We start from the raw sequence: 13,925 nt of genomic DNA on the forward strand, positions 1-13,925 counted from the left end.
ACCACGAACACTACTACTATAATAATCGAAGTGTAGGGAAATTGTCCATTATATTTTCACAACTACATTTTCTTCCCCGACAATTTCACGAAGTGCTCCTAAACATTCTTCACTTGGATGAATCGATAAACTCCGAGATAATTGTACCATTTTATGTTCCTTTTCATAATAAATTAGTACTTTCGCAAAACCTGAATAGTCGAACAATATTTTCGTAACCTGATTTAAAAGCTTTTTCTCATACTGAGACGGCAATTTCACGTAAACAGATGCGTCTTTCTTTTCTTCATAAACATCCATTTCCTCTAGCGGATATAGCCCATTTACAATCCATTGCAGCTTATGATTTCTTAGCTCAATCGTACCGTCAACTAAAACAATTGCTCCTTCTTGTAACTTGTCCGAGAAATGTATATACGTTTCCGGGAAGAGGACTGCTTCCATTTCATCATTTTGATCACAGAATGTAATAAATGCCATCTTTTGAAACTTTTTCGTACGAATCACTCTCACACTTGTTATATACACAATAGCTCTTTGTACTTTTTTCTTGTGTCGCATCGCCTGAGCGAGAGATGGAATTTCTAATTCTTTTGCTAACTTTACATACTGCGCTGTCGGATAACTTGATAAATAAAAGCCAAGTGCTTCCTTCTCTTTATTTAGTTGTTCAATAAAAGATAGCTCTTCTCCTTGTACGTATTTTGATTTTGGAACAGCATCTCCTAAATCACGTGCGAGATTCGCGTACTCTAATGCCCCTTTAATACTTTTCCATAAATTCGTTCTCGAAACACCAAAATCATCAAAACATCCGGACCAGACGAAAGCTTCTAAATTGCGCTCCGTCACAAACTTTGACGGCATACGGAGACAAAATTCAAACAAATCTTCGAACATTTTTTTCTCTCGTTCTTCTAATAATGCCGTCACTGTAGCCATTCCAATATTTCGAATCGAAAGTAAACTGTAACGTATCGCATTCCCTTCTATTTGGAAGTTGTAACCACTTCTCTGAAGAGACGGCGGCAAAACGTGAAAGCCTTTCCGCTTCGTTTCTCGTATATACTGTACAATTTTATCTTCATTTCCAATTGCGCTTGATAATAATGCCGTCATAAATTCCAGCGTATAGTTCGCTTTCAAATAGGCAAGCTGATATCCGATCATACTGTAAGCTACAGCGTGACTTCGGTTAAAACCGTAATTCGCAAATCTTACAATTAAATCATAAATTTTCTCAGCGGACATCTCATCATAACCATTTTGCAAACACCCTTGGACAAAATGCTTACGTTCCTGATCTAAAATATCACGATTTTTTTTACTCACTGCACGGCGCAGTAAATCTGCTTCTCCGAGCGAAAACCCTGCTAACTTCGATGCAATTTGCATAATTTGTTCTTGGTATACAATGACGCCGTATGTTCTTTCTAAAATTGGCTTTAAATCCGGATGTAAATATTCAATTTTTCTTTTTCCATGTTTCGATTCAATAAAGGTCGGTATCTGTTCCATCGGCCCCGGTCTGTATAACGAGTTAACAGCTACGATATCTTCAAACTCATTCGGTTTTAACCCGCGAAGTACATTTCGCATACCACCTGACTCAAGCTGGAATACACCTGTTGTATCCCCTCTCCCTAATAATTGGAACGTCTTTTCATCTTGAAGAGGTAAGTTTCTTATATCGATTTCTTTCCCAGTTTTGTTCGCGATAAATTTTATAATATTTTCAAGTAACGTTAAATTACGTAACCCTAAAAAGTCCATCTTAAGCAACCCAAGTTCTTCTAGCGCATCGGCTGGATATTGCGTAACATAAACATCGTTATGTCCTTCTTGAATTGCTACACTGCCTGTTAACGGTTCTTGACTCATAATAACGCCAGCCGCATGAATAGACGTATGACGTGGTAAACCTTCTACACGTTTTGCGATTTCAAACACACGCTCATGCAGAAGATTCCCTTGTATAAACTCACGAAGTGATTGTGATTCTTCATATGCATCTTTTAACGTTATACCGAGCTTTGATGGGATAAGTTTTGAAAATATATCAATATCTCGCGGCGGAAGCCCCATTACGCGGGCAATGTCTCTAATTGCTGCTTTTGCTGCAAGCGTACCAAACGTTACAATTTGCGCAACACGAAGCTGACCGTATTTATCTTTCACATAGCGAATCATCTCATCACGTCTTACGTCTGGAAAATCAATATCAATATCTGGAAGCGTCACACGTTCAGGATTTAAAAACCTTTCAAATAATAGATCGTATTCAATCGGATCAATATCTGTAATTTCTAATACGTATGAGACGAGTGAACCAGCTGCCGATCCACGACCTGGTCCTGTTAAAATATGATTTTCATGTGCATACTTCATAAAATCCCATACGATGAGGAAATAATCACTAAATCCCATGCGAGAAATAACATTTAATTCATGATCCAAACGCTTTATATGCACTTCTTTCGGCGCACCATACCGTTTCCGCAAACCTTCTTCACAAACACGACGCAAGTATATATCACTCGTTTCGTTAGACGGAACAGGAAACTTCGGAAGTTGATTTACATGGAACGGTATTTCTACTTGGCAACGCTCTGCAATTTTTATTGTATTTTGGATCGCTTCCGGCGCATGGGAAAATAGTGCTTCCATTTCATCCGATGATTTTAAATAATATTGATCTGTTTTCAGCCTCGGCCTATCTGGATCAGTCATTTTCGTTCCACTTTCAACAGATAGTAAACATTCGTGAACAAGTGCGTCACTTTGATTGATATAACGCACATCGTTTGTTGCAACGACTGGAATATTAACCCTACTAATAAATTCAGGTAGCTTCTCTTGTAAAAGCAACTCATCTTGAATTGCATGATGCTGCAAACTCATATAAAAATGGCCGAACATATTTTGATATGTGCGAGCTACTTCTTTAGCCTGACTCTCATTGTCTTCTAGTAATAATTGCTCAATTTCGCCATCTTTACCTGGTGAAATAGCAATTAATCCTTTCGCATAATGCGCAAGCCACTTCTTAGGAATACCTTCTTTGGACTTTGTCATAATACTGCTAGAAATCTTTAATAAATTTTGGTAGCCTATTTCATTCTCAGCAAGTAATACAAGCGGATAAGACCTTTCTTCTTCTTCACTAAAAATAGAAGCGGTTAATCCAATAACAGGCTGTATACCATGTTTCTTACATGCTTTATAAAACGGAATAACGCCATACATAACATTTTCATCCGTAATAGCCAGCGATGAAAAACCAAGTTCTTTCGCCCTGGCTACAAGCTCATCAATTTTACAAGCACTTTTTAATAAACTAAAAACGGTTTGACATTGTAAATGCACAAACTTCACTGTTGTACCCTCTCTTTACCTATTTGACTACTTTTATTATAGGTGATGAGGAAAGCGGAAATCAAAACATACTTCTTATACTTTGTCCATATATATGAAGAAGAAGAAAGGGGAATGACGATGGATGTAAGAGAACATACTTTTTTCTCTCTGCTTATTATTAGTTATTTTATTGCCTTTGGGGTTATACTTGGCGGTTCATTAATTGGTGGATTTGGTGCGTTTCTTATCGGAAAACCAGCTCTAACTTACATTAATCAATTCGCCCAAAATTTAAGAATTTGGGCACTCGTTGCAGCAATCGGCGGAACATTCGATACCTTTTATAGCTTTGAAAGAAGTTTCTTTGGCGGAGATATGAAAGATATCGTAAAACAAATTCTCCTTATTTTTTTCGCAACTGGTGGTATGCAAACAGGTCTCATTATTATTAAATGGCTAACGCAGGAACATGTATGAGAGTACCAAGTGCCAATACAGCAAAAAGATGGTACTTAGTTTTAGCTGGTGCTGCTGTTGGAGGCGTGTTGAGCTGGTTTATTTTTTTGTACATATACGGTGTTTTTCAAGAAGAACAAGCTAGTAAAATAGCAGAACAAAGAGAAATTATAGAAAAACAAGAAGCCAAACTCCACGTCCTTCTCGAAGATCAAGAAAAATTGAACACTGAAAATAAACGGCTCTTAACCATTCAAGAGATTAAAATAAAACTTATCAATCGAGAAAAATACGATTTAGACAATCTTACACTCGAAAATATGACTACATCTATCCATAATGATCTCCAGCATCTTTTAACGAAAAACATTCAGAGTATCGCAAAAAATAAAGACCTACTCAAAAAGGTAATCGAAAACAAGACGTACAAACATTACGATCGGCTATACCGTTTTAAAGTCGATACAATATCTTTTGATACAGTGCTTGAAATTAGCATTACTATAGAGAAAGAAAAATAAAGAAGGAGGGCTTTAGCGCCACTCCTTCTTTTCGTTCTAACATATAATCTCTTATTTACAAATCTCACGTAAATCAGCAAAAAGACGATCCGCTTCTTCCCAAGAAGATGCCTTCGCACCAGAAGCCATCGGGTGTCCTCCACCGTTATATTGCATTGCTAATTTGTTTATAACTGGTCCTTTTGAACGAAGACGAACACGAATTACGTCGTCTTCCTCTAAAAATAGAACCCACGCCTTTAATCCGTCAATATTGCCAAGTGCTCCAACAACACCAGATGCTTCAGAAGAAAGTACATCAAACTCTTCTAATACTTCTTTCGTTAATTTAATGTAAGCTGCTCCTTCTTCTACCATCGTAAAGTTTTGTAAAATATAACCGTTTAAACGAGCAATTTTTTCTTTTGTCTTATACATTTCATTGTATAAATCTGTGAATTTCAAACCCATATCAACAAGCTCACTTACGTAACGAAGTGTTTTTGCTGTTGTATTCGGGAATAAGAAACGACCTGTGTCCCCAACAATTCCAGCTAAAATAAGGCGAGCTGCTTCTTTTGTTATTTTTAATCCTTTATCTTTTCCATACGTGTAAAACTCATAAATCATTTCACTTGTAGAACTCGCTGCCGTATCTACCCACGTAATATCTCCATATGGATCTTCATTTGGATGATGATCAATTTTAATTAACATCTTCCCTTTTGTATAGCGTTGATCATCAACACGTTCTTGATTCGCAGTATCACAAACGATAACAAGCGCATTTTCGTATACACTATCTTCAATATCATCCATTACTCGTAAGTACGCTAACGACGGTTCATTGTACCCAACCGTATAAATATTTTTCTCTGGAAACGATTCTTGTAGAATTGTACCAAGGCCACCCTGTGAACCTAATGCATCTGGGTCCGGACGCACGTGGCGATGAATAATAATTGTATCAAATTCTTTAATTGCTCCTAAAATTTGCTCATGCATATGTATAATCTCCTTTTTAATCAACTTCTTCACTTTATCCTCCATTATAACGGAAAGTATTTCATACATGCGAACAATTGCTTTATAATAGAAGTTAGAAAGTTTAGATATTTCTTTTTCTTTTCTATTATTTTTCACAAAGCGATGGGAGTGTTCATTATGCCAGTATTAGTCTTCTGTATTATCGTCTCATTTATGTTGTACCTCTTTTACAAAACAAAATACTTTCGTACAAACCGCCCAATGGAAAAAGGTTGGCTCTCAGGAAAATCCGCAATGGCACTCGGTTCATTCGTTTTATTTTTCGGGGTAAACCAATTCTTTTTAGAACTTTCAACCGCTCGTATTATCGTTGGTGTTTTATTCGTTCTATTTGGTAGTGCAAGTGTATTTAATGGGTTTCGCCAATACAAACACTTCTTACCATTAGCAGTTAAAGAAGCCGAAGTCTATGAAGCAACATAAAAAAAGCATCAATATTGTGATGCTTTTTTACGTCCCTTAACTTTCAAAATCATATATGCAACAAACGCAGAAGGGATATTGAATGGATTGCCTTGCACATGAAGATGTAATTGTTCTTCCCCAAAAGACATTTTTTCATATAGCTCTCGCTGAGATAATCCTGTTTTTTTCTTTTTTTCATGTAAACCTTGTAAATATAAATATTGAATCGGTATCATCACAAGAAAGTAAAATAGTGCGATACTACCAAAAAAGAGTACTGTTGATGACATATTGCATACCACCTTCCAGAAATCCATTTTCTTACAATATAATCATAACACAATATACGGCATAATTGAATTACTATTCTGTCTTTTCTTGCGTTACTTTTCCACTCCATCCCATACCTATTCCACTAAAACTCCCATCTAAAATCATGCCTTACAAATTTAAAACAACAAAAAAAGACAGAACAAATCAAAACGATTTGTTCCATCTTTTTATTTATCGATTAACTGAACCATAAGTAATGCTTTTCCAACGACATTACCTTCATGATGCACCTCTACATCGACCTTACCAAATTTACGGCCAATTTCTAATACTTTCGGATGAACGGATACAACATTATCAATCTGAACCGGCTTTACGAAATAAATCGTTAAGTTTTCAACAATTAAATCGCTTTTCTTTTGCGCACGAATGACGCGATTTGTCGCTTCTGTCACAATTGTTGCAAATACACCGTACGATAACGTTCCGATTGAATTCGTCATTTGCGGCGTCACTGAAAATTGATATAGATGCTCATTCTTCGCTTCTTTTGGCGTCATAAATTGATTCGTTACGATATCATCAATTGTTTCTCCAACTTGTGGCTGACGTTGAATCATTTGCAGTGCCTGAAGTACATCTTGACGGCTAATAATACCTTGCAGTTTATTTCCTTCCTCAACGACAGGAAGTAATTCAATTCCTTCCCACACCATCATACGTGCCGCAGCTGCGACAGACATTTTACCATTCACTGTAATTGGGTGTTTTGTCATTACTTTATCAATTGGTGTTTCTTTCGCTACACCAATCATATCTTTTGAAGTTACGATTCCTAGCACTTTTTTATTTTCATCGACAATTGGATATCTTCCGTGCATTGTTTCTTCGTTATATGCATGCCATTGCTGTACTGTATCATGCGGCTTTAAATATAATGTTTCTTCAATTGGTGTTAAAATATCCTCAACAAGTACAATTTCTTTCTTAATCAGTTGATCATAAATTGCACGGTTAATTAACGTTGCGACCGTAAATGTATCGTAGCTACTTGAAATAATCGGCAACTTTAATTCGTCTGCTAATTTTTTCACATGATCTTCCGTATCAAATCCGCCCGTAATTAATACAGCGGCTCCAGCTTCTAGTGCTAATTGATGTGCGTTCGTACGGTTACCAATAATGAGTAAATTCCCAGCTTCTGTATAGCGCATCATCGCTTCTAATTTCATAGCTCCGATTACGAATTTATTTAATGTTTTATGTAGTCCTTCTCTGCCCCCAAGTACTTGACCGTCTACAATGTTAACGACTTCTGCATATGTCAGTTTTTCGATATTCTCTTTCTTCTTTTGTTCAATTCGAATTGTTCCGACACGTTCAATTGTACTAACATATCCTTTATTTTCTGCATCTTTAATTGCACGGTAAGCTGTCCCTTCACTTACACTCAAATCTTTCGCAATTTGTCTTACAGAAATTTTATGCCCTACTGGCAGGCTATTAATATGTTCTAAAATTTGGTTATGCTTGGTAGCCAAATGGTTTCACCATACTTTCTTTTCCCTAAATTCTTCATGTGTTGTACTTTCAGTATACTATATTTTCAAAACTGTTACACTCTCTCTTTGCATACCTGTACTATTTTTTTTATAACAAAATGACTCTTACATTCCACCAGTCATTCTATGACAACAATGTAATGCTATTGTCATCTCATTCGATAGTTCGCCCACTTGATTCCCTATACAATGAAGACAAGAAATAAGACAAAGGAGCGAACACATGATGAAAAAATTTTTAGAGGTTGTATGTGCTATATTTTTAGCTTTCGTAGATGGGAAACAAGTTGCGATGGAATTGAATGAAACACCTAAACAACCACGTACAAAAAGAAAAGAATCACCAAAACAAATACAAGCATTAAAAGCTGTCCTACACACGTAAAAAACCCTTCACTTTTCTTTTCAAATGAAGGGTTTCTTTTCTATAGTGTAATACTTTCTCCAGCTTCTAATACTTTCCCTGTACAATTTTGTAGCTTTTCTACAAATTGATATGGATCTTGTTCAATAACTGGGAACGTATTGTAATGCATCGGTACAACAGTTTTCGCATTAATCCATTTTGCCGCTAGTACAGCATCTTCTGGTCCCATTGTGAAATTATCACCAATTGGTAAAAATGCTAGATCAACTTTATTTAATTCCCCAATTAACTTCATATCAGAGAATAGTGCAGTATCTCCTGCGTGATATACAGTTTTCTCTTCTGCTGTAAATAAAATACCTGCTGGCATACCTGTATATGTAATCGTCTTATTTTCTTCGTCAATATAACTAGAGCCGTGGAATGCTTGTGTAAACTTCACTTTTCCGAAGTCAAATTCATGTGAACCACCAATATGCATCGGATGTGTATTTACACCTTGCCAACTTAAAAATGTTGCTAGTTCAAATGGCGCTACAACAACTGCATTATTTTTCTTCGCAAGTTCTACTGTATCTCCAACATGATCACCGTGTCCATGCGATAAAAGAATTGCATCCACTTTGACATCTTCAGCTTTTAAATCTGTTTTCGGATTTCCTGTTAAAAACGGGTCAATTAAAATAACTTTTCCATTCACCTCAATTTTCACAACTGAATGTCCATGATAAGATACTTTCATTATTACATTCCTCCCCTTATTACATTCACACTTTTTATTCTACATGATTTCTCTATTCCCTGTCTTTTCTAACATCTATTTACTTGTCATAACGCTTTCATCCGATGTAAAGTTATACATGTAATTGAAATCTCGGAGGTGCCAATCAATGAATGCTAGATTAGAAAATTTAATGCAATGGCTAAAAGAAAAAAATGTAGAAGCTGCGTTCTTAACTTCTACACCGAACGTCTTCTACATGACGAACTTCCACTGTGAACCGCATGAAAGATTACTTGGTATGTTTGTATTCCAAGAAAAAGAACCTATTTTAATTTGTCCTAAAATGGAAGAAGGTCAAGCACGTAACGCTGGCTGGGCACATGAAATTATCGGATTCACTGATACTGATCGACCATGGGATATGATTGCAAAAGCAATTAAAGACCGCGGCATCAATGCAAATGCAGTTGCAATTGAAAAAGAACATTTAAACGTAGAGCGCTACGAAGAGTTAACGAAATTATTCCCAAATGCAGCGTTCAAATCGGCAGAGGAGAAAGTTCGCGAACTTCGTTTAATTAAAGATGAAAAAGAACTTTCTATTTTACGTGAAGCAGCTAAAATGGCAGACTATGCTGTTGAAGTTGGTGTAAATGCAATTAAAGAAAACCGCAGCGAGCTAGAAGTATTAGCAATTATTGAACACGAATTAAAAACAAAAGGCATACATAAAATGTCATTTGATACGATGGTATTAGCCGGTGCAAACTCTGCTCTTCCACACGGTATTCCTGGCGCAAACAAAATGAAGCGCGGTGATTTCGTACTATTTGATTTAGGCGTAATCATTGAAGGGTATTGCTCTGATATTACACGTACAGTAGCATTCGGCGAGATTTCTGAAGAACAAACCCGCATTTACAACACTGTACTTGCTGGACAACTACAAGCAGTTGAAGCATGTAAACCAGGTGTTACACTTGGCGCAATCGACAATGCTGCTCGTTCTGTTATCGCAGATGCAGGTTACGGAGACTTCTTCCCACACCGACTTGGTCACGGACTTGGAATTAGCGTTCACGAATATCCAGATGTAAAAACTGGTAACGAATCTCCATTAAAAGAAGGTATGGTCTTCACAATCGAACCTGGTATTTACGTACCAAACGTAGGTGGCGTTCGTATTGAAGATGATATTTACATCACAAAAGACGGGTCAGAAATTTTAACGAAATTCCCGAAAGAATTACAATTTGTGAAATAAGAAAAAAGGCAGCGTGATTGCTGCCTTTTTTTATTTCTCTACTATTTCAAATTTCTCTACAATCATTTTTGCTGGATAACTTTCAAGTATTTGAGAAAACCATACTTTTATTTTATCCCCTGTTTTTAACTGTTTATATGCGTATTTGTCCTTAAAGCTCAAGACTATATGTGATGGATGGTCTTTATTCATTTGTTGTTCTATATAATTTTGTAACTCTACTTTTGTGTTAAACTTTTTATCATCGGCAAAAAACACCGTGTCATTTCTTAATATGATATACCCTTCTTTAGGCACTTCTTTTACAGTTACTTGCTCTACTTGTTTTGTAGTACACGCTGATAATATGACTAGAAATATACTTAAAAACATAACAATTTTCATATGCCTATTCATTTTTAACTCCTTACTCTAGGCTATTTCAAATTTAACACCATCTTCTCTTCATACTTATCATCCCATTTAATCACAACTTCTATCGGTTTATCTTTAGATAGAGGTGCACAACTTACACAAGAAGATTTCATTTCAACCTTTTCTCCTTTATGATTTTCTGACGTTTCTGTCATTGTACTAAAGGCTCCATTAATAGCAATCTCTAAGTTTTTAAATTCTGTCTTTCCATCCCCACCCTTATATTGAAACGTAAACATTCCATCTTCACTGTCATCCTTAATATGCCCTTTATATTGTCCAGTCCAACTTTTGCTCTCGCTAGAAAAATTAACATACGAAATGGAACAGCTTCCTAAAAAGAAAATACTAATGAAAAAGAATAATGCTCTCTTCATAATGCCCCCTCCATTCAAATGCACTTATTTATTGTCTATTTCTTCCTCTTATTATATTATAAAAATACAGATTTTTCTAAAATAGGAGGTTTATATGTTACAACAACGGTTAGAAGAAATTCGTAATAATAATTACATACTGGATAACACACTTAACATTGATTCTTTAAGTTTCAATATGCTTGAGCAAATTGGCGATACTGATAGCTATTTAAGGGACAAACTCATCTACTCTACTTTTTATCATCTCATCAAAAATCGCTACCTTTCACACACACAGTTACAGAAACTATTATTAGAAAGCATCGGTGAAAAATATTTATTGTATAAGATTCATTCAGATGATGAAGATGCTGTATTTACTCGCGCATTTACGACCTTATTAATTGCACTCATTATAGATGCAGATACAACTCATAATTTCTTATCACAGAATGATATTTTAACTGTAAAAGATCAATTAATTCTATATATGAACAATGAACATGATTTCCGCGGATATGTTCCAGATCACGGCTGGGCACATAGTATCGCTCATGCTTCCGATACATTTGAGGCGCTTGTTCATAGTCCTAAACTAGAAACTTTACATTACGAAGAGATATTAAAAACTTTGTTAAACAAAGTTTTTGTCCATTCTATTTACTACAAATATGAAGAAGACGAGCGTCTCGTTTATCCGATTGTCGCAATGCTGCAAAATGGCCTAAAAGAAGAAATACTCATATTAGCCCTTCGTGACTTAGTAGCTCAATTACCGGTCCAAAAACAAGCACTACCTATTGAATCGTACGAGTTTCTATATGGAAATACAAAATCTTTCTTACGTAGCTTATTTTTCAGACTACGCACACTTTCTATATGTGAAGAAACCGAATTCGAAATTGAAAAATTGCTACAAGAGCTTCCAAAATATTATTAAAAAAGAAGGCCACTCAAAAAGTGCCTTCTTCTATTTCACTAATATTTAATTGAAATTTCACGATCCAAACTGAGAAAAGGTGGACAAGAAGCGCAAACGCCATACATGCTCCACTTAAAAAAGTGAGTATAGGATGCGAATACACGTGCCCCAATCCATAGGATATCGCCACGAAAAACATTGTTATGTAAATATAAATTGCTCCATGTATTTGCCTCATATAAACCTCCTTTTCCCATATTATAACATAAATTTTCTGATTATTCACATTAATTACTTGTAATCAATATTTCTCAACTGTTACACCTCTTACAGCAGCCTTAATATACGGTGACCCTTGTAAACTTTGTAAATCCTCTGTTTTTCCTGTTACGACTACACCGTATATTGGTAGGTCTTTTGGTTTGGTGTTTTTTATTTCTTTATAATATTGTTCAAAATAATCACTTGGTATACCTTCACTATTTTTTGCTAAATACTTCATTTGGTATAGAAACTCTTTTGAGTTTATTATTAAATCGTTTTTCACATCCTCTTTTACTTTTGCATAACTTCCTTCAAATCCAAAAACATTTTTAGCCATTTCCGCATTTAATATTGCGCCATTTTTAGGATCTTTTAACCCTACATAAGAATCACCTTTCTGTTCATTATATGTATCTACCCAAAACCAAACTGGCTGTACACTTTTCGGAAGCATCTCAGTAATTTGTTCAGCTGTATACGATTTATCAAAAGATAAGGCTACTTCTGCAACTTTATTTTGCAAATCCCCAATATTTTTCAGGTCATCTACATAATTTTTATAAGTAATGAAAGGTAAATAAAACCTCATTTCCCTTTGCATTGTTTGCACATTATAATCTGGTATCGTAACAGCCTCTTCACCTCTTTTTTCCTCATCTAAACTAACAAGCTCACCATTGTAGTGTTTCATACTATAATCCCATATACCAGATTCGTATATATCATTTACCCATTTCACTGGTTGACCGGCTATATTTTTATAAGAGTTATATATTACTGTACTTCCTGTCATACCAAGGCTTAAATACATACTTCCACTGAAACGAATATTAGGCCCTTGAACCATATGTAGTGCATTCATTTCTCTTTCCATTTTTCTAAACGTTTGCTGAGAAAAATAAGCTGCTCCCAAAAACAAACTTATTATAACAATAATGGACGCACAAATAGAAATAAGCCAATTTCTCCAAAGTTGCTTCCGCTTCGCTCTCTTCATCAAAACTTTCATCTGCTTATCATCCATATTCAAATCAAAGTCCTTCCGACTCATCGTTTCTCCTCCTATACAATTTTTTAAATTGATTTCTTGCACGATACAAACTTGTTTTCACTGTTTCTTCTTTCATACTTAATAAAATGGCAATTTCCTTATAAGATAGTTCATACTCATATTTCAACAGTAAAATATGACGATAATCCTCCGTCATCGTTCCCAATGTTTCTTGTACCTCACCTTGTAATTCACTTGTTAAAAGCACTTCATCTAACGACTTTTGACCAATAAGAACAACAGATTCAATCGCTATAGGATTTAGTCTTTTTTCTTTCCGGTGTAAATCTCGGTGCTGATTTATCGCAACTCTAAAGAGCCACGGTGTTAAATGCTCTAACGGTATTTCCTCCATAAGTAATAAAGCTTTGTACAACGTATCTTGCACAATATCCTCTACTTCTTTTCTATCTGCTCCAATCTTAATTAAATATCCAAACACAGCTTTTGACTTCTCTATTAATAATGTTTCAAACGTATCATGGCTCATCCTGCTCTCCTTTCTATATACTCAACGTTTGAGAGCGTAAAATGTATACAGCTTTTCTATAATTTCTTTCAAAATAAAAAAGCACATCTATTTTGATGCGCCTCTCTTCAACATACTATTCTATTATTTCATCGCTTCCTTCACAACATCTTGAATCATAACAACTTCTGTTTTCATATCAATAGATGGTGCTTCTTCATCGATACATTCATACCAAAACGCTAAGTGCTTTTTATCGATTTCATAATGAGAATTTTCGACAAGAGCCCCGCCTTCTCCTTGCACAGAATACCAATATAAGTACTCTTCTCCATCTCTTATTTCCCGGAAAATTGTCTCAACGTACATCTTTTCGTCGTTTAATGTCAAAAGTACTTCTTTCATATTGTCATTAAGAAGCTGCATCCATTCATCTACTCGATGACTCTTACCAGGCTTAACTTTAAATCTTGTTAATTCTACATTCATTT

At 35.5% G+C, this 13,925-nt stretch carries 17 protein-coding genes; 6 read left to right on the forward strand and 11 right to left on the reverse strand.

The features are described 5' to 3' along the window. Nucleotides 1-48: 48 nt before the first annotated feature. On the reverse strand, nt 49-3,375 hold the full coding sequence (dnaE, locus tag MHI26_RS23595) for a DNA polymerase III subunit alpha (RefSeq protein ID WP_061666063.1): 3,327 nt from the start codon (nt 3,373-3,375) through the stop codon (nt 49-51). Nucleotides 3,376-3,417: 42 nt separating this feature from the next. On the opposite strand from dnaE, the gene MHI26_RS23600 reads away from it, so the two are divergent. Then, nucleotides 3,418-3,834 carry a YtrH family sporulation protein gene (locus tag MHI26_RS23600; RefSeq protein WP_137073875.1) on the forward strand — a complete coding sequence of 139 codons (417 nt, stop codon included), beginning with the start codon at nt 3,418-3,420 and terminating at the stop codon, nt 3,832-3,834. Further along, a complete protein-coding gene (ytrI, locus tag MHI26_RS23605; RefSeq protein WP_001265736.1) occupies nt 3,831-4,334 on the forward strand; it encodes a sporulation membrane protein YtrI in 504 nt (167 codons plus the stop codon). Before MHI26_RS23600 ends, ytrI begins: the two co-directional genes overlap by 4 nt. Before the next feature lie 51 nt (nt 4,335-4,385). Here the strand turns inward: ytrI and MHI26_RS23610 are convergent, their stop codons facing one another. Then, nucleotides 4,386-5,318 carry a DHH family phosphoesterase gene (locus MHI26_RS23610; protein ID WP_000545133.1) on the reverse strand — a complete coding sequence of 311 codons (933 nt, stop codon included), beginning with the start codon at nt 5,316-5,318 and terminating at the stop codon, nt 4,386-4,388. Nucleotides 5,319-5,477: 159 nt separating this feature from the next. Between MHI26_RS23610 and MHI26_RS23615 the strand changes: the two genes are divergently transcribed. Further along, nucleotides 5,478-5,783: a YtpI family protein gene (locus MHI26_RS23615; RefSeq protein WP_016080095.1), complete on the forward strand. Its 306-nt coding sequence runs from the start codon at nt 5,478-5,480 to the stop codon at nt 5,781-5,783. A gap of 8 nt (nt 5,784-5,791) precedes the next feature. On the opposite strand, the gene MHI26_RS23620 is transcribed toward MHI26_RS23615, so the two are convergent. Next, a complete protein-coding gene (locus tag MHI26_RS23620) occupies nt 5,792-6,055 on the reverse strand; it encodes a DUF3949 domain-containing protein (protein ID WP_000099738.1) in 264 nt (87 codons plus the stop codon). 210 nt (nt 6,056-6,265) lie between these two features. Beyond that, nucleotides 6,266-7,579, reverse strand: a complete 1,314-nt coding sequence (locus MHI26_RS23625) for a CBS domain-containing protein (RefSeq protein ID WP_000201577.1) — start codon at nt 7,577-7,579, stop codon at nt 6,266-6,268. A gap of 244 nt (nt 7,580-7,823) precedes the next feature. On the opposite strand from MHI26_RS23625, the gene MHI26_RS23630 reads away from it, so the two are divergent. Beyond that, nucleotides 7,824-7,985, forward strand: a complete 162-nt coding sequence (locus tag MHI26_RS23630) for a hypothetical protein (RefSeq protein WP_086405842.1) — start codon at nt 7,824-7,826, stop codon at nt 7,983-7,985. A gap of 40 nt (nt 7,986-8,025) precedes the next feature. On the opposite strand, the gene MHI26_RS23635 is transcribed toward MHI26_RS23630, so the two are convergent. Further along, nucleotides 8,026-8,709, reverse strand: a complete 684-nt coding sequence (locus MHI26_RS23635; protein ID WP_061666062.1) for a metal-dependent hydrolase — start codon at nt 8,707-8,709, stop codon at nt 8,026-8,028. 148 nt (nt 8,710-8,857) lie between these two features. Here MHI26_RS23635 and pepQ point away from each other — a divergent pair, with 148 nt between their 5' ends. Continuing rightward, nucleotides 8,858-9,955: a Xaa-Pro dipeptidase gene (pepQ, locus tag MHI26_RS23640; RefSeq protein WP_061666061.1), complete on the forward strand. Its 1,098-nt coding sequence runs from the start codon at nt 8,858-8,860 to the stop codon at nt 9,953-9,955. A gap of 30 nt (nt 9,956-9,985) precedes the next feature. Here the strand turns inward: pepQ and MHI26_RS23645 are convergent, their stop codons facing one another. Then, nucleotides 9,986-10,351, reverse strand: a complete 366-nt coding sequence (locus MHI26_RS23645) for a DUF3221 domain-containing protein (protein ID WP_061666060.1) — start codon at nt 10,349-10,351, stop codon at nt 9,986-9,988. Between the two features lie 20 nt (nt 10,352-10,371). Beyond that, entirely contained in the window at nt 10,372-10,746 is a 375-nt protein-coding gene (locus MHI26_RS23650) for a hypothetical protein (protein ID WP_000816699.1), read from the reverse strand. Between the two features lie 94 nt (nt 10,747-10,840). Here MHI26_RS23650 and MHI26_RS23655 point away from each other — a divergent pair, with 94 nt between their 5' ends. Next, nucleotides 10,841-11,668 (forward strand): DUF2785 domain-containing protein, encoded by an 828-nt coding sequence (locus MHI26_RS23655; RefSeq protein WP_061666059.1) that lies wholly within the window; start codon nt 10,841-10,843, stop codon nt 11,666-11,668. Between the two features lie 13 nt (nt 11,669-11,681). On the opposite strand, the gene MHI26_RS23660 is transcribed toward MHI26_RS23655, so the two are convergent. The 4 genes from MHI26_RS23660 to MHI26_RS23675 form a co-directional block, all read right to left on the reverse strand. Then, nucleotides 11,682-11,888 (reverse strand): hypothetical protein, encoded by a 207-nt coding sequence (locus tag MHI26_RS23660; protein WP_001248905.1) that lies wholly within the window; start codon nt 11,886-11,888, stop codon nt 11,682-11,684. 63 nt (nt 11,889-11,951) lie between these two features. Next, complete coding sequence (locus tag MHI26_RS23665) at nt 11,952-12,965, reverse strand: anti sigma factor C-terminal domain-containing protein (protein ID WP_000087168.1); 1,014 nt, start codon at nt 12,963-12,965, stop codon at nt 11,952-11,954. Continuing rightward, entirely contained in the window at nt 12,946-13,455 is a 510-nt protein-coding gene (locus MHI26_RS23670; protein ID WP_000017731.1) for an RNA polymerase sigma factor, read from the reverse strand. The genes MHI26_RS23665 and MHI26_RS23670 overlap by 20 nt, the downstream gene beginning before the upstream one ends. Before the next feature lie 123 nt (nt 13,456-13,578). Then, a complete protein-coding gene (locus MHI26_RS23675) occupies nt 13,579-13,923 on the reverse strand; it encodes a DUF6176 family protein (RefSeq protein WP_001100209.1) in 345 nt (114 codons plus the stop codon). Nucleotides 13,924-13,925 lie beyond the last annotated feature (2 nt).

It is taken from the genome of Bacillus sp. FSL K6-1218, assembly GCF_038006445.1.
Lineage (GTDB): Bacteria > Bacillota > Bacilli > Bacillales > Bacillaceae_G > Bacillus_A > Bacillus_A thuringiensis_S.